Source organism: Epilithonimonas hominis (assembly GCF_003730015.1).
GTDB classification, from domain to species: domain Bacteria; phylum Bacteroidota; class Bacteroidia; order Flavobacteriales; family Weeksellaceae; genus Epilithonimonas; species Epilithonimonas hominis.
Genome location: NZ_RJTU01000022.1, coordinates 1 through 21,306, shown reverse-complemented (window position 1 = coordinate 21,306; position 21,306 = coordinate 1). Strand labels below are relative to the sequence as shown.

The 21,306-nt window shown below is 34.9% G+C and carries 22 protein-coding genes and 1 tRNA gene; 12 read left to right on the top strand and 11 right to left on the bottom strand.

Going from position 1 to position 21,306, the window contains the following annotated elements:
• Positions 1 to 304 precede the first annotated feature (304 nt).
• Positions 305 to 389: transfer RNA gene (locus EGH73_RS03515), tRNA-Ser, on the bottom strand.
• A gap of 111 nt (positions 390 to 500) precedes the next feature.
• On the bottom strand, positions 501 to 866 hold the full coding sequence (gene crcB, locus EGH73_RS03510) for a fluoride efflux transporter CrcB (RefSeq protein ID WP_089770888.1): 366 nt from the start codon (positions 864 to 866) through the stop codon (positions 501 to 503).
• A gap of 339 nt (positions 867 to 1,205) precedes the next feature.
• On the opposite strand from crcB, the gene EGH73_RS03505 reads away from it, so the two are divergent.
• From EGH73_RS03505 to EGH73_RS03495, 3 genes are all read left to right on the top strand, one after another.
• A complete protein-coding gene (locus EGH73_RS03505) occupies positions 1,206 to 1,628 on the top strand; it encodes a cold-shock protein (protein ID WP_089770887.1) in 423 nt (140 codons plus the stop codon).
• 74 nt (positions 1,629 to 1,702) lie between these two features.
• Positions 1,703 to 2,680 carry a catalase family protein gene (locus EGH73_RS03500; RefSeq protein WP_123280717.1) on the top strand — a complete coding sequence of 326 codons (978 nt, stop codon included), beginning with the start codon at positions 1,703 to 1,705 and terminating at the stop codon, positions 2,678 to 2,680.
• Complete coding sequence (locus EGH73_RS03495) at positions 2,680 to 2,940, top strand: SemiSWEET transporter (protein WP_123280716.1); 261 nt, start codon at positions 2,680 to 2,682, stop codon at positions 2,938 to 2,940. The genes EGH73_RS03500 and EGH73_RS03495 overlap by 1 nt, the downstream gene beginning before the upstream one ends.
• Here the strand turns inward: EGH73_RS03495 and pdeM are convergent.
• Together pdeM and EGH73_RS03485 are read right to left on the bottom strand one after the other, a co-directional pair.
• Positions 2,937 to 3,581, bottom strand: coding sequence for a ligase-associated DNA damage response endonuclease PdeM (gene pdeM, locus EGH73_RS03490; protein WP_123280715.1), 645 nt, complete (start codon positions 3,579 to 3,581; stop codon positions 2,937 to 2,939). The genes EGH73_RS03495 and pdeM overlap by 4 nt on opposite strands.
• A gap of 4 nt (positions 3,582 to 3,585) precedes the next feature.
• Positions 3,586 to 6,033 (bottom strand): ligase-associated DNA damage response DEXH box helicase, encoded by a 2,448-nt coding sequence (locus tag EGH73_RS03485; RefSeq protein WP_123280714.1) that lies wholly within the window; start codon positions 6,031 to 6,033, stop codon positions 3,586 to 3,588.
• A gap of 131 nt (positions 6,034 to 6,164) precedes the next feature.
• On the opposite strand from EGH73_RS03485, the gene EGH73_RS03480 reads away from it, so the two are divergent.
• Together EGH73_RS03480 and EGH73_RS03475 are read left to right on the top strand one after the other, a co-directional pair.
• Positions 6,165 to 7,514, top strand: coding sequence for a DNA cytosine methyltransferase (locus tag EGH73_RS03480; protein WP_123280713.1), 1,350 nt, complete (start codon positions 6,165 to 6,167; stop codon positions 7,512 to 7,514).
• A 1-nt stretch (position 7,515) separates the two neighbouring features.
• On the top strand, positions 7,516 to 8,580 hold the full coding sequence (locus EGH73_RS03475; RefSeq protein ID WP_123280720.1) for a hypothetical protein: 1,065 nt from the start codon (positions 7,516 to 7,518) through the stop codon (positions 8,578 to 8,580).
• 7 nt (positions 8,581 to 8,587) lie between these two features.
• Here EGH73_RS03475 and EGH73_RS03470 read toward each other — a convergent pair whose 3' ends face one another.
• The 4 genes from EGH73_RS03470 to EGH73_RS03455 all read right to left on the bottom strand — a co-directional run bounded on the left by EGH73_RS03470 (position 8,588) and on the right by EGH73_RS03455 (position 12,914).
• Positions 8,588 to 10,168: an ATP-dependent DNA ligase gene (locus tag EGH73_RS03470; protein WP_123280712.1), complete on the bottom strand. Its 1,581-nt coding sequence runs from the start codon at positions 10,166 to 10,168 to the stop codon at positions 8,588 to 8,590.
• A gap of 222 nt (positions 10,169 to 10,390) precedes the next feature.
• The gene (locus EGH73_RS03465) at positions 10,391 to 11,407 is read right to left on the bottom strand and encodes a ligase-associated DNA damage response exonuclease (RefSeq protein WP_123280711.1); all 1,017 of its coding nucleotides are present in this window, start codon (positions 11,405 to 11,407) and stop codon (positions 10,391 to 10,393) included.
• Between the two features lie 111 nt (positions 11,408 to 11,518).
• Positions 11,519 to 12,025 (bottom strand): pyridoxamine 5'-phosphate oxidase family protein, encoded by a 507-nt coding sequence (locus EGH73_RS03460; protein WP_123280710.1) that lies wholly within the window; start codon positions 12,023 to 12,025, stop codon positions 11,519 to 11,521.
• A gap of 25 nt (positions 12,026 to 12,050) precedes the next feature.
• On the bottom strand, positions 12,051 to 12,914 hold the full coding sequence (locus EGH73_RS03455) for an SDR family oxidoreductase (RefSeq protein ID WP_123280709.1): 864 nt from the start codon (positions 12,912 to 12,914) through the stop codon (positions 12,051 to 12,053).
• Between the two features lie 111 nt (positions 12,915 to 13,025).
• Between EGH73_RS03455 and ku the strand changes: the two genes are divergently transcribed.
• The 4 genes from ku (at position 13,026) to EGH73_RS03435 (ending at position 17,779) form a co-directional block, all read left to right on the top strand.
• A complete protein-coding gene (ku, locus tag EGH73_RS03450; protein ID WP_123280708.1) occupies positions 13,026 to 13,805 on the top strand; it encodes a non-homologous end joining protein Ku in 780 nt (259 codons plus the stop codon).
• Between the two features lie 15 nt (positions 13,806 to 13,820).
• Entirely contained in the window at positions 13,821 to 14,432 is a 612-nt protein-coding gene (locus EGH73_RS03445) for a DNA polymerase ligase N-terminal domain-containing protein (RefSeq protein WP_123280707.1), read from the top strand.
• Positions 14,433 to 14,497: 65 nt separating this feature from the next.
• Positions 14,498 to 16,360: a DNA ligase D gene (gene ligD / locus EGH73_RS03440; RefSeq protein WP_123280706.1), complete on the top strand. Its 1,863-nt coding sequence runs from the start codon at positions 14,498 to 14,500 to the stop codon at positions 16,358 to 16,360.
• 390 nt (positions 16,361 to 16,750) lie between these two features.
• Positions 16,751 to 17,779 (top strand): LacI family DNA-binding transcriptional regulator, encoded by a 1,029-nt coding sequence (locus tag EGH73_RS03435; RefSeq protein WP_123280719.1) that lies wholly within the window; start codon positions 16,751 to 16,753, stop codon positions 17,777 to 17,779.
• Positions 17,780 to 17,833: 54 nt separating this feature from the next.
• Here the strand turns inward: EGH73_RS03435 and EGH73_RS03430 are convergent, their stop codons facing one another.
• Entirely contained in the window at positions 17,834 to 18,499 is a 666-nt protein-coding gene (locus tag EGH73_RS03430) for a head GIN domain-containing protein (protein ID WP_089770875.1), read from the bottom strand.
• A gap of 122 nt (positions 18,500 to 18,621) precedes the next feature.
• Between EGH73_RS03430 and EGH73_RS03425 the strand changes: the two genes are divergently transcribed.
• The 3 genes from EGH73_RS03425 to EGH73_RS03415 all read left to right on the top strand — a co-directional run bounded on the left by EGH73_RS03425 (position 18,622) and on the right by EGH73_RS03415 (position 20,615).
• Entirely contained in the window at positions 18,622 to 19,032 is a 411-nt protein-coding gene (locus tag EGH73_RS03425) for an Rrf2 family transcriptional regulator (protein WP_123280705.1), read from the top strand.
• Positions 19,033 to 19,095: 63 nt separating this feature from the next.
• Positions 19,096 to 19,746: an NAD(P)-dependent oxidoreductase gene (locus EGH73_RS03420; protein ID WP_123280704.1), complete on the top strand. Its 651-nt coding sequence runs from the start codon at positions 19,096 to 19,098 to the stop codon at positions 19,744 to 19,746.
• Positions 19,747 to 19,913: 167 nt separating this feature from the next.
• The gene (locus EGH73_RS03415; RefSeq protein ID WP_123280718.1) at positions 19,914 to 20,615 is read left to right on the top strand and encodes a CoA transferase subunit A; all 702 of its coding nucleotides are present in this window, start codon (positions 19,914 to 19,916) and stop codon (positions 20,613 to 20,615) included.
• Between the two features lie 37 nt (positions 20,616 to 20,652).
• Here EGH73_RS03415 and EGH73_RS03410 read toward each other — a convergent pair whose 3' ends face one another.
• Together EGH73_RS03410 and EGH73_RS03405 are read right to left on the bottom strand one after the other, a co-directional pair.
• Complete coding sequence (locus EGH73_RS03410) at positions 20,653 to 20,934, bottom strand: Txe/YoeB family addiction module toxin (protein ID WP_123280703.1); 282 nt, start codon at positions 20,932 to 20,934, stop codon at positions 20,653 to 20,655.
• Positions 20,919 to 21,131, bottom strand: a complete 213-nt coding sequence (locus EGH73_RS03405; RefSeq protein ID WP_123280702.1) for a DUF2683 family protein — start codon at positions 21,129 to 21,131, stop codon at positions 20,919 to 20,921. Before EGH73_RS03405 ends, EGH73_RS03410 begins: the two co-directional genes overlap by 16 nt.
• Positions 21,132 to 21,306 lie beyond the last annotated feature (175 nt).

The window sequence follows — 21,306 nt, the reverse complement described above, 5'->3', positions numbered from 1 at the left end:
TGTTAAGGAACGACTAATTATCCCGAGTTTACTTATTTTTTTACTAGATTTTCAAGAGTTTTAATTTGTTCATCTTTAGATTTAAGCAAATCTTTGTTTAATCTTTTGATTTCATTTAAAGCTTCTACCTGATTCTTTTAAAACCGATAAAATAAAATTGATTACCGTCTTATTGATACACGAATTGAATCAAACTGAAAAATACTTCTAAAAATTAAATTAAGATGATATTTTAATATTTAGCACCTAGATTAGCACCCAAAAATTAAAAAGCCTATAAACACGCTGTTTATAGGCTTTTTTGCGGAGAGTGAGGGATTCGAACCCCCGGACCTGTTACAGTCAACAGTTTTCAAGACTGCCGCAATCGACCACTCTGCCAACTCTCCTTACTTGCTACGATCTCTCGTTTTCAGTGGTGCAAATATAGAAAGCTTTTGCGTTCCTAGCAAATAATTTTTATAAAAAATCATTAAATGTCTAATTATCAAAAGGAAAAATTAATTTTTAACAACCTGAAATCCCAGAAAAACCATCAATATCCCTATAAAAAGACTAAAAAGACTATAAAAAATCAGCATGCTGTAATTGGAATTCTCATACAAAGAAAAATTCTCAGCTGAAAAAGTCGAAAACGTTGTATAACCACCACAAAGTCCCGTTATTAATAAATATTTTAGAGAATTATCAATTTTCAAGAAGTAGGCAGATAAACATCCAATTAGAAAACAGCCCGATATATTGACTAAAAAAGTTCCTATGGGAAAGGCATTGACATTCCAAAGTTTTTGCGTGTAAGTAGAAATCAGAAAGCGTAATATGCTTCCCGTTCCGCCTCCAAGAAAAATATAAAGTAGATTTTTCATTATGCTAAAATATAAAAATTACGGTTTTTTACGGAATGGATTTTCAATAATTTTTAATATATATAGATAGTCCCAATGCAAATGATTTATTAATCATTTTAAATTTTTCATAATTTTTTGTATATTTGCATTATAATTTATAAACAGTCCTCTGCTCTTGCTGGTACAATTTTCTCATTTGTATTCTCAAACTGATTCAAGTTTTATTTTTTAACTCCTGATAGCAATACAGACAGACTATTTTATCTTATAACAATTGATTTCGGACAACTATCTCTCGGAGATTTCCGTTTCTTTTGATTCATCATTAAAATAATTTAAAACAACAAGCAATAATTTATGGCAGATTCTTTCTCAAAAAAAGAAAATTTTAAGAAAAAACTACAAAAGCAAAAAGAAAAAGCACAGCGTCGTGAAGAGCGTAAAACTAATAACGACAAAGGAAAAGAAGTAGAATTTATGTATGTCGATGCTTACGGAAGGCTTACATCTACACCGCCTGAAGAAAGGATAGAGGTGGATATCAATAATATCCAATTGGGTGCAGCGCCTATCGAAGCGGAAGAAACATTGAAAAAGGGGATTGTTACTTTTTTAAGTGATAAAGGCTATGGTTTTATCACAGAAGATAACAATAAAGAGAATGTGTTTTTTCACGGAAATAATGCAGACCAGCCTTTGAAAAAAGGAAACAGAGTTTCTTTTGAAAAGGAAAAATCACCAAAAGGTTTTTCTGCTGTCAATATTACTTTAATCAAGTAATCATATTTTAATCAAAATATCTTGAGCTCCTTTCGGAGCTTTTTTTTTGGCTTCATTTTAGTTTGGACAACGGTATGGCTTCCAAAATAAAATATACCTCGGACTTAGATTCCCTTACTTCAAAAGAGTTTAAGCTTCTGGAAAAAGCATGTACAGCAATTAAACATTTTGTTTCAAAATCGGACAAAATTAATAATGTAAGTCACAAAACCAGAGATGCGCACGTTACAGCTTACTCAACATTAAAAGGAACTTTTTTTGCAAATGAAAACTTAGAAAAATATCATATTTTTCCAAAACAAAAATTAGATTGTTTGATTAGGATTTCCAATGCACATATGAAATTGGTTTCTCAGGAAAGAACAATTCCAGCTTATGGATTTTCGGTTAAAATTTCTGATGAAAAGCAGACAATTGCTAATTTCCCTCTGGTGAATTTCCCCCTGTTTCCGATTAATAATGTTTCTCAATTTCTTAAAATTTTCATTTCAATTAACAGGTTTTTTGCCGGAAACATTTTGCAAAAATTCTGGAATCTAATAAGGATAATGAAGAATTTTCTTTTGGTTTTACCAGATGTATTTCATCCTTCTTTTATGGCTGAAGTTTTGAAATTTCTGAGAAAAAGAAAGCATTTTATTTTGTCTTTTGATTATCATTCCATTGGTGTATATAGATTGGGAAACGATTTAGTTAAATTAAAATTAGTTCCTAAAAATACTTGTACGAAATTTGATGAAAGACGTATTGACCACGCTATCGAAAACTATTTAAAAGATAATAATTATGAATTGGAATTGATGGTCCAGTATTGTTATAATTTGGAAAAACAACCCGTCAATCAATTGAATAAAATGTGGAAAAATTCTGACTTTGTATCGATTGGAACAATTAAAATTTCTGAAGTAATTGATAAAAGTAATAAGTGGGTGGAAGGTTTATCATTCAACCCTTTTGAAAATATTGAAGAATTACAGCCCGTAGGAAGGATTCAAAAATTACGAGATGAAGCATATAAAGCATCTTTCATAACAAGAAAAAATAATTATTAATGGATAAAGAAGTACTTGGTCTAATTGCCGGTGGGATTACATCTATTGCGATGATACCACAACTCATCAAAGTTATCACGGAAAAAAATGCAGAAGACATTTCAGTAGCAATGCTTTTGGTCTTGATTACAGGATTATCACTTTGGGTTTGGTACGGAATCTTACAAAACGAATTGCCAATTATTTTATCCAATAGTTTTTCAGTTTTGGTTAATATCACATTGTTGATTTGCTGTATGATGTTCAAAAAGAAAAGCTAAATCTCATAAATCTCAGCATCCGTAAATACATACAATTTCCCTTTTTTAGGGAGATTTTTTGTATCTAAACCTGTAAACTCACTGAAAGCAGGAAGTAACAACTGATTCTCAGAAACAACAAAACAAGGTAGTTTAATATTTTTCACTGATGAATTGATAACAAATCCCGGATGAATATGACCTGTAATCTGAAATTTTTCATTTTTTTTCTGAAAATCGTGAACGAAAATAAAATTATCAATCTCCAAGATTTCATCTCTGAAATTTAAACAAAGTTTGGACTCTAATTTTTTTGATATTCTATCGTGGTTACCTTCTATCAAATGAAATTCAAGATTGGGGAATTGGTTTTTCCATTCGCAGAATTTATCAACACCTGAATTGTCTCCTGCGTGAAGCAAATCGCCAACTACGAGAAACTTTTCTGGTTTAAAATATTCGATGAGAACAGATAATCTTTGCAAATCGTTTTCGAAAACCTGGTCGGAAAGGGCGATTCCATTTTTGCGAAAATGAGCCGTTTTTCCGATGTGTAAATCGGACAGAATCAAAGCTTTTTCTTTTTTCCAAAACAATGCTCGCTGATTGGTTAAAGTAAAAACTTCGTTTTGGATATTGATATTTTTTGTTACTATTTTCATTTAATTACTTCAATTTCTTAGCCTGTTGAATCAACTTCTGAATTCTCGCATCCAAATCTTCGCTCGTCAAAGTCTGCCTCAAACTGTCAACCTTTATAGGGAAACTTAATGGAGTAAAAGAATTAGCGAATTTCAAAATAATTTTCGATTTTTCAATTCTTTTGAAAGCTTCTACCAATCTTTGTTCCTGCAACTGCATATTGAAAACTTCTGTATAAGCCTGTCTCACCAAAAAATGATTCGGATCGTGGTCTTCCAAAACTTTAAAAATCAAACCTGCCGAACTTTGAAGAGATTTATTAGAACGCTGTTGTCCGGGAAAATTCTGCACCACCATTCCGGAAATCACCGCAATATCGCGGAATTTTCTTCTCGCCATTTCTGCTGCATTAATACTGGAAATGACATCGTTCATCAGATTTTCGCGTGTTAAAATTTTGCCTAAATTTTCTTCATTCAGAGGAATTTCTTTGTCACTGAATAATTCAAAACCATAATCATTCATAGCCATTGAAAACGAAATCGGAGCCAGTTTTGAAATTCTGAAAGCAATCAAAGCAGCCATCACTTCGTGAACCAAACGACCTTCAAACGGATACATAAATAAATGATACCCTTCACGGTTTTTAATCATTTCCACCAAAAATTCATCATCTTTCGGGATATGCGACCGCTCTTCCTGATTGATTAAAAGCGGATGCAAAAATTTTAATTCTTTCTCTGAAGCTTTTGGATTGAGCGCAATCGACAATTTTTCACGTAAAAACTGACCAAGATTAGAACTCAGTGGCAATCTTCCGCCCAAATAACTTGGAGCCTGTGCTTTTCCTTTTGAAGCCCGAACGAAAACCGTCATATCCTTTATCATAGCGACTTCCAGAACTCTTCCCGCCAAAATAAATCTCTCTTCTTTCTTCAATCTTGATATAAAATATTCCTCAACCATCCCGATATATCCGCCGGAAATGAATTTCACTTTCAGCATCGCATCGCTCACAATTGCACCCATATTCATTCGGTGGAGCATCGCAATTCTTCGCGAAGTCACTTTGTGCAAACCGTCTTCCATCACGACCACTTTATGATATTCTTCGTAACTTTTCAATGCACTTCCGCCAATCGTCAAAAACTCGATAATTGATTTCCATTCTGCATCCGTAATTTCCTGAAAAGTATAGACTTGCTTGATTCTTTCATAAGTTTCTTCAGGATAAAATCCGTCGCCAATCGCCAAAGTCATCAGAAACTGAACCAAAACATCAAAACATAAAACTTGTGGTTCACGAGGTTCAATCACATTCTGCTTGACGGCCTCTTTTAAGGCAGAAACTTCTATTAATTCTAAAGAATGCGTCGGAACACAATAGATTTTCGAAGTTTCGAAAGGGGAGTGGCCGCTTCGCCCTGCACGTTGTAAAAACCTCGCAACACCTTTTGCAGAACCGATTTGAATCACCGTATCAACAGGTTTAAAGTCAATTCCCAAATCTAAAGAAGATGTTGAAACTACTGCTTTGAGTTTTCCTGAACTTAGGTTTTCTTCAATCCAGTTTCTCAATTCTGAATCTATCGAACTGTGATGAATAGCAATTTGTCCCGCAAAATCAGGATAAACATTCAGCAAAAGCTGATACCACATTTCACTCTGGCTTCTCGTATTGGTAAAAACAATCGTCGATTTTGATTGTAAAATAATCGGAACCACTTTATCTGCCAATTTCTGTCCGAGATGTCCTGCCCAAGGCAAAATTTCAACTTCATCAGGGAAAACAGGGAGAATCTCAATTTTTTTATGTTCTTTGGCGGTAACTTTTGTCTTTTTAATTGGATATGGAATTAAAACTTCCATCGCTTCATCCAGATTTCCGATGGTTGCCGTGATTCCCCAAATTTTAAGTTTTGGAACATAATTTCTCAATTGCGAAATCCCCAGTTCAACCAAAACTCCACGTTTCGAACCTAATAACTCGTGCCATTCATCTACAACAATCGTCTGTAAATTCGTAAAAAAACGCTGATGATTTTTTTGACCTAATAATAATTGTAAACTTTCGGGAGTAGCCACGAGAATTTCGGGCATATTTTTAACTTGCTGTTGTCGGACTTTTGGGTCTGTATCGCCATTTCGAACTCCGACTGTCCAATCCAAGCCGATTTCATCAATCGCTTCCTGCATTGCTTTGGCGATATCTTTTGAAAGCGAACGAAGTGGCGTAATCCAAATCATTTTCAGTCCGATTTTGTAATTTTCAGGATGATTGAGAAAATCGGAAATTAAAGCTAAAAAAACAGAAAATGTTTTCCCAAAACCGGTTGGAGCAACCACCATTCCGCTGTAACCGCTCCCAAATTTCTGCCAAGTCTGTACCTGAAATTTAAAAGGCGAAATCGATTTTTCCATCATCCAGTTTTGAATGATTTTAAAGCCGTTGGTATTTTCGAAGTTGCTCAAATTATATTTAGTTCTTACATCTTTACATTATCAAATTTTTAACCAATTTCAAAATAAAATTGTACTATTATATATCATTTAATATATTTGAATATTGAAAATTTAACTTTAAAAATTGTGATGTTTATACTATGCGGGTTGATAATCTAAAAAAAGAAGTAAGTGTAGTTAAAGAACCACAATTGGAATTCTTATACTATCAAGATGTAAAGTCACGAAAGAAGAATGATACTTTAAATGTACTTTCATTATTTTCCGGTTGTGGAGGAATGGATTTAGGATTTGAAGGAGGTTTTTCTGTATTACAAGAATCTGTAAACGAAGTTTTATCGCCGGATTTCATTAGTAGAAAATTAAAAAATGGATTTGTTGAATTAAAAAAAACAAAATTTAAAACTGTTTTTGCTAATGATATTTTATCAGACGCTAGAAATGCTTGGGTCAACTATTTTTCTAAAAGAGGCAATAATGCAGAAGACTTTTACCAAGATAGTATCGTGGATTTAGTAAAAATGCATAAAAATGGGATTTCCATTTTTCCAGATGAAGTTGATATTGTTACCGGTGGATTTCCTTGCCAAGATTTTAGTTTATCTGGGAAAAGAAATGGATTTAATTCTCATAAAAATCATAAAGGTGAATTAATTGATGACAAAACAGCTTCTATTGAAACGAGAGGTCAACTTTATATGTGGATGAAAGAAGTTATTGAAATTACTCAACCAAAAATTTTTATTGCTGAAAATGTTAAAGGTTTAGTTAATCTTGATAATGTTAAAGAAATTATTCAAAGTGATTTTTCTTCGGCTAATGGAAATGGATATATTGTTTTGGACCCACAAGTTTTACACTCAGCAGACTATGGCGTTCCTCAATCTAGAGAACGTGTGATTTTTATTGGAATCAAGAAATCAGCACTTAGAGAAGGAATAATTGAACAGCTAGAACAAAATAATATTCCAGATAGATATAATCCTTATCCAAAACCAACTCATTCGTTTACTGATACGGGCGTTGATTTAAAACATTTCGTACAATTAAAAAATGTTTTTAAGAATTTGCAAGAGCCCGAAAATTCAAATGATTTATCCCAAAAATCTTATTCAAAAGCTAAATTTATGGGTAAGCATTGTCAGGGACAAACTGAGATTAAACTATCCAGTATATCACCAACAATCAGAGCAGAACATCACGGAAATATAGAATTCAGACGTCTGTCTAAAGAAAATAACGGACAAATTGAAAGTGAATTACAGAAAGGACTTAAAGAAAGAAGATTAACTGTAAGAGAATGCGCTTTGATTCAAACTTTTCCTCCTGATTATGATTTTGTCATTGAAAATAAAAATGGTCGAAAAGGCTCATATTTAGTAAGTCCTTCTCAAGCATATAAAATTATAGGTAATGCAGTTCCACCTCTTCTTGCGTACAATTTAGCTCGTAGAATTGAAGAGTTATGGGATTTATATTTTAAAAATTAAGATGGTTGTTTCAGTTAATTCAGAGCCGAATAGAAGTGAATTTGATTCTTTACTAAGTAGAACTACGGAAGAGTTAAATCTTCACGGTCAAAATCCTACAAAAGAAATACAAAAATTACTAGGAAGAAATCTTGAACCATATGTTAAAGATTTGATGTCTGAATTAGCAGTCGGAACTCCATTCGAAGATTCAATAGAATTGATTGGAGGACAAAAATTTCCTGATATAATTGCTAAAAAATTTTACGGTATTGAAGTAAAAACTACAACTCAAAATCATTGGAAAACGACAGGTAATAGTGTTTTGGAAAGTACACGTGTTGATAATATTGAAAGAATTTTTATGTTATTCGCAAAACTTGCAAGTCCGATTGAGTTTCGTTGTCGCCCTTATGAAGAAGTATTATCTGAGGTTGTTGTCACTCATTCACCAAGATATCTGATTGATATGAATCTAGAAAAAGGTAAAACTATTTTTGATAAAATAAATATGCCTTACAATACTCTTCGAAAAAAAGATAATCCAATACGCCCTATTGTTCATTATTATAAAAGCAAACTAAAACCAGGTGAAGAATTGTGGTGGATGGATGCTGAAAATACTAATAAAGCAAGTAACATCGTAATCAGAATTTGGAATAATTTAACTACAACTGAAAAGCAAAAACTAAAAATTCGTTCAATGATTTACTTTCCAGAGCTTTTTGGAAACAGTAATGATAAATTTGGTCGTGTTGCAATATGGTTAGTTACTGGTGAAGCAGTGGTATGTCCAAATGTTCGAGATTTATATACTGCTGGAGGAAAAGTTGATTTATCGATTAAGGATAAAACGTATAAGAATGTGCCACGTATTTTTCTAAACTTACTGAATGCAATTCCTGAAATTGTTGAAACAATTTTGCAAACTTCCGCAAGCGAGCTTTCAGAATATTGGGAAGTAAAAACGAACGATAAAAAGAAAATTTTTGATTGGATAGATTTGGTTTCTGAACATTCAAAAAAAATTCAAGATGCTAGTCATTTAAATTTAAAAGAAATTCTTTCTCAATTAATTCTCAAATAGAAAAAAATTACTGTATCAATTTCTTAATCTCTTCCAAATCATCAATTTCATCCACTTTTTTATCTTTTCTCCATCTTACAATTCTTGGGAAACGCAAAGCCACACCACTTTTGTGACGATTACTGAAACCAATTCCTTCGAAGGCAATCTCAAAAACCAATTCGGGTTTTACGGTTCGGACGGGACCAAATTTTTCAATCGCATTTTTGTTGACAAACTTGCTGACTTCCATTATTTCTTTGTCCGTTAAACCGGAATACGCCTTGGCAATCGTGACTAATTTATCTTCATTTTTCACGGCAAAAGTGTAATCGGTGTAGTAGGCGCTTCTTCTTCCGCTTCCTTTCTGAGCGTAGATGAGAACGGCGTCAATCGTAAGCGGATCGATTTTCCATTTCCACCAATCGCCTTTTTTTCGTCCGGAATGGTAGTGAGAATTTTTCTGCTTAAGCATCAAACCTTCACTGTTGATTTCTCTAGAATTTTCTCTAATTGTATTTAAATCTTGCCAGTTTTCAAATTCAATAAGCTCGGAAAGTCTAATTTTTTCGGGATGCTGATTTAATAATAATTCTTCCAGCATTACTCGTCTTGCAGAAATCGTTTTTTCCCTTAAATCATTTCCTTCCAATTCCAACAAATCATAAGCAAAAACCTGAATCGGAATTTCTGAAAGCATTTTTTTGGTTAAAGTTTTTCGGTTGAGACGTTTCTGTAATTCATTAAAATTCAAAACCTGATTGTCTTTTACCGCTAGAATTTCTCCATCCAAAACAAAATTTCCTTTCATCTTCTGAACGACTTCTTTGATTTCGGGAAACTGTTCGGTAATTAATTCTTCACCTCGTGACCAGATAAAAACTTCTTCATTTCTACGGATAATTTGTCCACGAATTCCGTCCCATTTATATTCGATTTGCCATTCATCGGGTTTTCCCAAATCTTCCAAATCTTTTTCCAAAGGATAAGCCAGACAAAACGGATATGGTTTTGAATTGTCGGGATTGATATTTTCTGCCAAAATCAATTCTTTGAAAGACGTATTTTCCGGTTGCCATTTTCCCATCAAACTATGTGTTAAAGCACTCGATTCTTGATTGGAAAATTTCGTTAAAGCATTAATTAAAGTTTTATCTGAGACTCCAATTCTGAAACTTCCGCCTAATAATTTATTGAAAATCAAACGTTCCGTGTAATCCAAACCGTTCCAGGAATTTAAGACAAAATCTTTTTGTTCTGCGTCTGATTTTTCTTTTAAACCGATGATTTCATTCATCCATTCAGACAGCGATTTATCGATTTTTTCGGTGGGTGGCGGAAGAACGAGTGACAAAGTTTCACCCAAATCTCCGACTGAAGAATAGCTTTCTTGAAACAACCAAAAAGGCAATTGTGTAATTTCCAACGCCCATTCTTTCATATAATTGGTGTTTACATTTCGCTTCGGTCTTTTGCCCGTAAACAGGGCGATGAACCACACTTTATCTTCATCTGGCGCACGTTCCAAATAATCGATGATGGCATCGATTTTTGCGTTGGTTTTGTTGGTGCTTTCGAGAGCGTTGATGAGTTCTGCGAAATGTTTCATTTTTTATTGTTTATTTAGGCAGCTTTTCCGTCTTCCACTCCCGCTTTTTTGCTCGTCGTTCCTCCTCACAAAAAGAGCTCCGTTCAAGTCGGGCTGCGAGAGATTCGCTGTTTTATATTCTGTAATTAACAGGTCGCTCCTACGGAGCTTCGCTTTGTTATTGTTTTTTTTAATTCTATTAACAGGACGTTCCTACGGAACTTTTCAAAAGTCATCAAAATCTTAATCTTTTATAATTTCCTTTTCTTTTTCCTCCTCGTCATCATCGCCATACAATGTTTCAACAACATCAGACTTAATCCCGATTTCGTTTAAATATTTTGAGAAAACTTCGGTTTGTCCGTGCGTAACGTGTACGATTTCAGCTTCTGTTGCTTTTATGGCTTGTAAAAGTCCTTTCCAATCGGCGTGATCGCTCATTGGGAAACCTGCATCTGCACTTCGCCATCGTCTTGCACCACGAACCTGCATCCAGCCTGAACAAATTGCCGTTGCAGGATTGGGAATTTTTTTAATGACATTGGAGTCCAGTAAAGCAGGTGGAACGATGACAATTTCATCCTGCAAATGTTTTACAGATTCCCTAAAATCAGGAATTTCGTAGTCGGGAAGTGTGATTCCGACGTTTTCAAAAGCTTCATTCAGTTTTCCGATTGAGTAGTGAACGTGGATTTTTCCCAAGCCTTCAACTGCTTTCATAATTCGTTGAGCTTTACCCAAAGAATATCCGATGAATACAGAAGTTTTCTGGTTTTCTTTATTTCTTAAAACCCAGTTTTGAAGTCTTTTGTTTAAATCATCTACTTCGAGCCAATTGTAAATGGGAAGTCCAAAAGTACTTTCAGTTACAAATTCATTGCATTTTACCACTTCGAAGGGTGTGCTCAGTCCATCATCCTGAACTTTATAATCTCCCGAAACGACGCTCACATACCCTTTATATTCCAAACGAATCTGAGCCGAACCGATAATGTGACCTGCAGGATGAAGTGAAACTTTTACACCATTGATATTGATGATTTCGCCATATTCCACACTTTGACATTCGATATCTTCGCTGATTCTTTTGTGCAAAATCGGTTTTGTAAAATGATGACAAAGGTATTTTTTCATTCCCCAACGGGCGTGATCGGCGTGACCGTGCGTTATAACCGCCAAATCAACAGGTCGCCACGGATCGATGTAGAATTTTCCCTGCGGACAATAAATGCCTTTGTTTGTGAATGTGATGAGTTTCACGAATAATAAAATTGATGTTTTTGAGACTATTCAAAAAACTGACCAATTTATTTTAAACGAAAATCTCCAGCAAAATGTCGCCAGAGATTTTATATGATTTAAATTTTTAATTTAAACTGTTGCGGTTCCTTCAACGCCGTCAGAATTATCTGTTTCGTTTCCGGTAATTGCCGCGGCAGCGAAACTTAACAAGCTGATTAATTTTCCTGCTTTAGTGTCCCAGTAATAAGTTTCTTTAGGTTCTACACGGATGATGGAAACATTGGGGTCGTCTTTTCCGTCAAACCAAGCGTTTGCCATTGGTGACCATTTGTCCTCAATTGTTGCTTTATCTTTATAGATATGTGCATTTCCATAAACCGACAGATACTCCGAGTCGCTATTGTTCATAAAATACAACTGAACGCTGTTGTCTTCCTTGATTTCAAAATTTTTATTGCTGGTTTCGCTGCTGATAAACCAAAGATTTCCACTTTCATCGGTTTCCTGCAATGACATTGGTCTCGAGTTGATAGGTAATCGATCCAACTCTGTACAAAACATACAAATTCTGGCTTTTTCGGATAGTTCTTTGATTTTTTTTGCTGCTTCTTGATTGGTAAGATTTTCTGTTGACATAATATTTTGATTTTTGATTTAATAATTATCCATTAACAATTTCCCCGCCATTTGGATGCAAGACCTGTCCTGAAATGAAACTGGAGTCATCAGTGGCCAGAAAAAGGAAGCATGGTGCGACTTCATTTGGCATTCCGGCACGTTTCATTGGCGAATCACTTCCAAACTCTGAGTTTTTTTCTTTATCGAATGATGAAGCAATCAATGGCGTCCAAATTGGTCCCGGCGCAACTGCGTTCACACGGATTCCTTTATCAATTAGGTTGGCAGAAAGACTTCTAGTAAACGCAACAATAGCACCTTTTGTCGAAGCGTAATCAATCAACTGAGGACTTCCTCTGTAAGCGGTAACTGAAGTTGTATTGATGATGCTGGCACCTTTTTCGAGGTAAGGCATTGCATATTTTGTAATCCAGAAATAAGAGAAAAAGTTATTTTGAAAAGTTTTTAATAATTGTTCTGTCGATATATTTTCAATGGATTCAGCTTCCCAATGTAATCCTGCATTATTTACAATAATATCGATTTTTTTATGGTTCTTTATGGCTGTTTCGATAACCTTCTTACAGTGATTTTCTTTTCCCAGATCTCCTTTGATTAAAGTGCATTTCCGAGAATAGCTTTCGACTTCTTTCTGCGTCTGTTTGGCATCTTTCGTCTCGCTAAGATATGCAATTACAATATCAGCACCCTCTTTGGCGAAAAGTAAAGCTGTCGCTTTTCCAATTCCGCTGTCACCACCTGTGATCAGAGCCACTTTGTTTTTCAATTTTCCTTCTTTCGGATATTTAATAGGATCTGTCTCAGGAATTGGAACCATATTTTTTTCTAATCCTGGCCGCGGTTGTTTTTGTTCGGGTCTTATCTTTTTTTTAGTTTGTTTTTCCATTTTACTTTTTCGTAACAGGTACAAATAATGTGCTAACAGAAAATGATGGAATATTTATTGTACAATTAAAGATGTTCTATTTAATTTCTTATTTAATTTAAAATCATCATTATGCGAGCAATTTGGAACGGCGCGATAGGATTCGGACTCGTCAATATTCCTATCAAATTATATTCGGCAACAGATTCGAGCACTCTTGATCTTGATATGCTTGACAGCAAGGATTTAAGTAATATCAGATTCAAACGTGTGAATGAAAAAACAGGGAAAGAAGTAGTTTGGGAAAATATCGTAAAAGGTTATAAAATCGAAGATAAATACATCGTCCTGAATGATGAAGATTTTGAAGCTGCAAGTCCTGAGAAATCTAAAGTTCTAAGTATCTCTCAATTTGTAAAAGAAGCTGAAATTGATCCTGCACTTTTTGAAACACCTTATTTTCTAGAACCTCAAAAGAATGGAGAAGGTGCTTATAAATTATTATTAAAGGCTTTAACCAAAACCAAAATGGCAGGAATCGGTTCTTTCATACTGAGAGAAAGAGAGATTCTCTGCCTTGTTCGTCCTTATGAAGATAAGATTTTAATGGTCAACAGAATGCGTTATCCTGAAGAGATGAGAAGTTACGAAGACCTCAAAATTCCTGCAGGAAGTACTCCAAAACCTGCAGAATTGAAAATGGCAGAACAGCTAATCAAATCTTTGGCAACGACTTTTGAACCTACAAAGTATAAAGATACTTACAACGCAGACCTTTTGAAAATAATCAAACAAAAAGCAAAAGGTAAAAAAATAAAACTATCTACAGTCAAAGCACCCGAAGGTAAAGCCACCGACCTGATGGCAATGCTGAAAGCAAGTCTGGAAAAAGGCAAAAAGAAAGCAGGATAATTAAAAAAAATTAAAATGGCTTTAGAAGATTATAATAAAAAACGAAATTTCAAAGAAACCTCTGAGCCGGAAGGCAAAGAAAAAGCGAGTGGGAAGAAACTGAAATTTGTTATTCAAAGGCACGCTGCTTCAAGACTTCATTATGACTTTCGTCTGGAGATGGAAGGTGCTTTAAAAAGCTGGGCAATTCCAAAAGGTCCGTCATTGAATTCGTCTGACAAACGATTGGCAATGATGGTAGAAGATCATCCGTATTCTTATAGAACATTTGAAGGCTCTATTCCAAAAGGAAATTATGGAGCCGGTGAAGTGGAAATCTGGGATGAAGGAACTTATGAGCCCATCGAAAAAGTAAAGGGTAAGACTGATGATATGATTATGAGAGCGGAACTTCATAAACAATCCTTGAAATTCATTCTTCACGGTAAAAAGCTTAAGGGAGAATTTGCATTGGTTAAAATAAAAAATTCCAAAGACGAAAATGCCTGGCTGCTCATCAAACATAAAGATCAATACGCTGTTAGTGAAGATTATGATGCCGAAGAGCATACTTTGAAAACATCCAAAGTAACCGCTTATCTCGAAGAGAAAGAAGGTAAAAAAAAAATACTTCCACCGAAAGTCTGAAGCATTATAAAAACTATGCAACTGCGCTATCGGGTGAAAAAAAACTGTCAGAATTTATCAAGCCAATGCTTTGCAAAGTCTCTGATAAAGCATTCGATGACAAAGATTGGGCATTTGAGATCAAATGGGATGGTTATCGTGCCATTGCAGATCTGAGCAAAGATGAACTCCGATTATATTCCCGAAACGGTATCGATTTTTCTCAAAAATTCAAAAAAATAGCCCATTCACTTAATTTACAGGAACATCCAATGATTCTTGATGGTGAGATTGTTGCTTATGATGATAAAGGAAAACCTAATTTTCAATGGCTTCAAAAGATTGGTGATCATCCGAATCTTGCACTGACCTTTCAGGTTTTCGATCTGTTATGGCTCAATGGTCATTCGACAGAGAATTTATCTTATCTTCAAAGAAAGGAATTGTTAAAAGACGCCTTGATAGAAAATGAGATTATCAAGTACAGTGACCATATTTTAGAAAAAGGCAGAGATTTTTTTCAAGCAGCGAAAGATATGGGTTTAGAAGGAATTGTAGCTAAAAAAACAGACAGCCTGTACAAAGAAAATCTCCGTAGCTCCGAATGGCTGAAAATCAAAATCCACAAGAGTGATGAAGCGGTCATCTGTGGTTTTACAGAACCCAAAGGCTCAAGGAAAAAGTTTGGTGCATTGATTTTAGGGAAATATCTCAATGGTGAAATGGTGTTCTGCGGTCATACCGGAGGCGGTTTCAACGACAAATCACTTTCTGATATCTACGATAAAATGCAGCCTCTAATTACAAAAAATTCAGTGTTCAAAATCACACCAAAAACCAATGCCAAAGCAACTTGGATAGAACCAAAATTGGTTGCTGAAATAAAATTTACTGAACTCACAAAAGACAATATTTACAGACATCCTATTTTTTTGAGGCTTCGGGATGACATCGATTCTAATGATGTAAAATTCAATTCTGAAAATTCATCTAAAAACGAGAATATGAAAAAGGCTGAACCTAAAAAAAGAACTGGAAAAGATGATGTATTAAAGAAAATTGGAAAGCAGGAACTGAAACTGACCAATCAAAACAAAATCTACTTTCCGGAAGTCGACGTTACGAAAGGTGATGTAATTGATTTCTACCAAAGTATTTCAAAGTATATTCTGCCACATCTTAAAGACAGACCACAATCGATGAACCGCTATCCAAACGGGATTAACGGAATGAGCTTTTATCAAAAAGATGCTGCGGAAGAAACACCGGAATGGATAGAAATACAAAAGGTTTTCTCAGAAAGTAGTGATAAATATATCAATTATATTATCTGCAACGACAGGGAAACAATGGCATATTTGAATAATCTCGGTTGTATTGAGCTGAATGTCTGGACTAGCAAAATCCAGAAAGCAGACAATCCGGATTATCTTGTTCTTGATCTTGATCCGTCAGAAAAAAATTCTTTTGAGGATGTAATAGAAACAGCTCAGGCTGTGAAGGAAATTCTGGATATTTCAGGAATAGATGGTTATCCTAAAACTTCTGGCAGTTCAGGAATCCATGTTTACATTCCAATGAATGCGAAATACTCATATGATCAGGTCAAAAGTTTTGGACATTTATTGATGCAGATGGTTCAGAAAAAATTACCGGATTTAACTACTTTGGAAAGAAGCCTGCAAAAAAGAGATAAGAATAAAATTTATCTTGATTACCTTCAAAATAGGAGAGGACAGACTCTGGCGAGTGTTTACAGCCTCAGACCGAAAAATGGTGCATCGGTTTCTATGCCTTTAGAATGGAAAGAAGTTAAAAATGGACTTAAACCGACCGACTTCAATATTCATAATTCATTAGACCGTCTCAAAGAAAAGGGCGACATCTTCAAACCGATTTTAGGAAAAGGAATAGATATGCTGAAAGCTATTAAAAACCTCGAACCATAAATAAAAAAGAGCAGTTCCCAGAAGAGAGTGCTCTTTAAAAATAAAAACCTTAAAATTCAAAATTTTATAATGATACGCCTCGTTTCCAAGGAATAAACACATCCTGTTTCAGCTGGTCTGCTTTCGTAGTAGATGGCAGTACTTTGAAACCGGGAATTTATTATTACTCGGTAAAAAGTTCTTCTGAGCAGATTAGCGGGAAAGTGATAAGGAAATAATTTTTTTCATATTAAGACACAGAAAGCCGTTTTCATTTCGGTGAAGCGGCTTTTTGTTGTTTTTATACGCAATCAAAAGCAATCTAATAGCCTAATTAAAAGAATTCTGCTGCGAAAGTGCTTGTCACAGGTATTATTTATATATTTACATTCAATATTCATGAAAGGATATATGACAAAAAAAAACACAACGATATACGACATTTCCAAAAAGCTGAATGTAAGTGTAGCGACGGTTTCCAGGGCGCTTAACAACCATCCAAGAATTAGCCAGGAGACCAAAGCACTAGTAATGGCTACTGCTAAGGAAATGAACTATAAACAGAATAATCTGGCCAAGGCGCTTAAAAGTGGCGAGACAAAAACAGTTGGTGTAATTGTTCCTTATATCAATACTAATTTCTTTTCATCCGTTATCCGTGGTCTGGAAGAAGAACTTTCGCCACACGGTTACCGCGTAATTATCTGTCAGAGTCACGATGATGCTGATATAGAAAAGAAACAGCTTACGACACTTCTCCATACGCAGGTAGATTGCATTTTTATTTCGATTTCTAGGAATACTTCGGATATGGATTATGTAAAAAAGATCATTGCTACCACCAATACGCCGATCATATTCTTCGACAGGAAGAAAGATATTCCGGGAATCAGTACCATCACAATTGATGACCATAGAGGCGCTTATGTTGCAACAGAACATCTTATACAACAAGGTTATAAAAACATTTATCATTTCTCAGGAGATCAGAATCTTGAGATTTATCAAAACCGTTTGAATGGCTACATTAATGCACTGAAAGACTATAATTTACCTGTTATAAAAGAAAATATTATCAATACAGGAAGCTCCATAGATGAAGGCATCAATGCAATGAAAACTATATGGAAAAGAAAGTTAAAACCAGACGCTATTTTTTCCGCCAGTGATTTTACTGCGCTCGGCGTTTGTAAGGAAATCAAAAATCTAAAGCTGAAAATACCTCAGGACATTGGTGTTATAGGATTTAGTAACGAACCTTTTACCCAATTTATGGAACTTTCTATCAGTTCCGTAGATCAGACACCGGTGCTGATGGGGAAAATATCTGGAAACGTATTCCTGGAAAGTATAAAAGATAATTCCTCCGGAATAAGCATAGAAAAGAAGCTTGTGCTTGCACCTACACTCTACATCAGAGAATCTTCTAAAAGAAAATAACAAAAACCTCCGGATTTTCGGAGGTTTCTTTTTTAGTTTTATCAGTTTTAACTTTTAGTGGTAATTGATTTTTCCACCTACGACTTTTTTATCATTTTTAGTGGTTGGATTTCCATATACATCAATTACGCCACCGGCTCTAGTAGTAGCATCTACAGATTTTGAGGCGTAAACGGAAGCTTGTCCTCCAGCGTTCGTGGTAATACTTGTAATGGATGTTTTAAGATTTTGCCCGTCATATTTCCCACCTGTGTTTACAACTACCGATTGAGAGTCAGATTCTCCTGCGAGTTTCAGAATTCCGCCGGTATTGACTTTCCCCTCTAACACAGCAGTGTCGACATTAATATCAATCTGGGAGCCTTCATTGGAAGTCACCTCAAGCTTAGATGCATTTATTTTATCTGCAGAAGTAATCACAGCGCCCTGGCTAGCCTGAATGCTATTTATATTTTTATAATAAAGCACCACTTTTACATCGTCGCCTTGCAACAGTTGCAGTGTTTTCATCCTAACTTTTAGTTCGTTGCCTGAATTTACAAATTCTATATCATCTGATTTGGATCCAGAGATTTCTGCTTTGTAATCCGAAGAGGGGATTAGCTGAACCGGAATTTTATCAAACACTTTTAATGATGTGAATGCGGCAACGCTTTTGCTTTGAGCCAAGGAAAACTGTGAAACTAACGTCACAGCTGCGGCCAATATTATATTTTTCATATTTTCAAATTTACGTCTCATCATCAAATTTAAAACCAAGTGAATGTTATTGATTTGTTAAAATTTAAATTTAAAATGTAATATAATTTATTACAATTAAAAATAGTAGTACATTTGCACTAATGAACAACACAAGATTTGCAACAGCAATACATATTATGACGCTTTTGGCAAAAGAACCATCGGAATGGCTTACTTCTGAGTGGATTGCTGGAAGCATCAACGTGAATCCTGTTATTGTGCGCAAAGAGCTTATTAATCTAAAAAAAATGGGACTCGTAGAAAGCAGGCAGGGAAAAGAAGGCGGGGTTAGAATTTCCAGAAAACCGGAACAGATTGCTATATCGGATATTTATAATTCGGTAAAAAATTCAGAGGTTCTGGGGAAGAAAAATCAGTTTCCAAATCCGGTTTGCAATGTGGGAAAAGCTATCAATAATAATCTTGAAGTATTATTCAATGAAACAAATGATCTAGTCAATGATTTTCTGAGAAATAAGCGATTGTCAGATTTTGTCAATCAATTCGAATAAAATTTTTTAAAGTAAAATGTAACAAAATATATTACAATTAATATTAATTTAAAATAGAATAAAATGAAAAAAGTATCAGTAATCGGAGCGACAGGCTTCGTTGGAAAACAAGTGGTAAAGGAATTGTCCAACAGAGGTTATGCTGTGATAGCCATTGCAAGAGACACAACTAAAGTAGAGCAGACTACGAATGTGACTACAGTAAGCGGCGATGTGAATAATGTGGAAGAATTATCAAAAATTCTCGAAGGTAGTACCGCTGTAATTAATACTTTTAATCCAGGCTGGACCAATCCGAATCTGTATGACGACTTTCTGAATGGTTCCAAAAATATTGAAAAAGCTGTTGAAAAATCCGGTGTCAAAAGGCTGATTACAGTGGGCGGTGCGGGAAGTTTATTTATCGGAGATCAGCAACTGGTAGATGGTCCGGATTTTCCTGCGGATATTAAACCTGGCGCTTTGGCAGCAAGAGATTATCTGAATGAGATCAAAAAAAATGATAATCTGGATTGGACATTTTTTTCGCCTGCAATCGAGATGCATCCTGGAACCGCAGGTGTGAGAAAGGGAAGTTACAGAACCGCGCTGGACAATCCTGTTTTTGATGAAAACGGAAGAAGTGTCCTTTCCGTAGAAGATGTGGCTGTAGCTTTGGTAGATGAACTGGAGCAAAATAATTTTGTAAAGAAAAGATTTACAGCAGCTTACTAATTTCTATATTTTTAAGTTTGTTACCTTTCAAAACCGGGGATTTTTCTGATCTAAAGTTTTGAAAGGTTTTTTTGTGTATTCCCAAACTGTTTCAGTTTTATTTGAGCGGTTCGTCGGGTTTTTATATATTTATCAGCGAACAATCTGAACGGTTTAAAACTGAATTTATGATCGATAAAAGAGTCAAAAATGCTGAAGAGGCAGTAAAAGATATAGAAAACGGAATGACGATAATGCTTGGCGGATTCGGGCTTTGTGGGATTCCTGAGAATTGTATTGCGGAATTGGTAAAGAAAAATGTCAATAATCTGACTTGTATTTCGAATAATGCCGGTGTTGATGATTTCGGTTTGGGATTATTATTACAAAAAAAACAAATCAAGAAAATGGTTTCTTCCTATGTTGGAGAAAACGCAGAATTCGAACGTCAGATGTTATCCGGAGAATTGGAAGTGGAATTGACGCCTCAAGGAACTTTAGCTGAAAAATGTAGAGCAGCACAAGCAGGAATTCCTGCATTTTATACGCCGGCAGGATTTGGAACTGAGGTTGCGGAAGGTAAAGAAGTTAAAGATTTCAACGGAAAACCTCACATATTAGAACACGCTTACAACGCTGAATTCTCAATCGTAAAAGCTTGGAAAGGCGACTACGCTGGAAATTTGATTTTCAAAGGTTCGGCTCGTAATTTCAATTTTCCAATGGCAGGCGCAGGAAAAATTACTATTGCAGAAGTAGAAGAATTGGTAGAACCTGGACAACTAGACCCGAACGAAATCCACATTCCCGGAATTATGGTTCAAAGGATTTTCCAAGGTGAGAATTATGAGAAAAGGATTGAGCAGAGGACTGTTAGGAAGAAAGCTTAAAAATAAAAACCGTTTCATTTTTAAATGAGACGGTTTTCTATTTATCGTTGTAATGACCTAAAGATTGGATGAGCGTTACAGAAACTTCTTCTTTGAAAATTTCATAAACAAAGCGGTCTTTTTTATTGAGTTCTCTGCTCCAAACTTCTCCATCGTAATATTTGAGCTGTTCTGGTGAGCCTGCTCCGGTTCTTGGATGTTTTTCCAATTCTATGAGAAAAGTTTGCACTTTTTCCATATCCAATTTTCTACCCGATTTTTTGATGGCTTTCAAATCCTTCAAAGCTCGTTTTGAAAGTTGAACTATATACTTTCCCATATTTTTTTTGGGTCAATGGTCAATAGTTTGCCTTCTTTTTTTTCCGTTCGAGCTTCGTTAATTTTATCTTCGAGTTCAGAGTTTGTGGTTTCGTTTTCGTTTTTTTCGTATCTGAACTTGATTTTCATTTCCTCCAGCAATAATTTGAGCAACTGCAATTGCTTTTCATTTTTAGGTGTAATCAAAATGTTGTCCATAATCCAATTTTTAACAAAGTTATAAATTTTTGAAATCTTTGAATTTAAAATTACAAAATAATTGCAAGATTTAGACGATGATACAAACGAAATCCATATTCCCGGAATTATGGTTCAAAGGATTTTCCAAGGTGAGAATTATGAGGAAGAAAAATTTAAAATGAATCCTCGATAT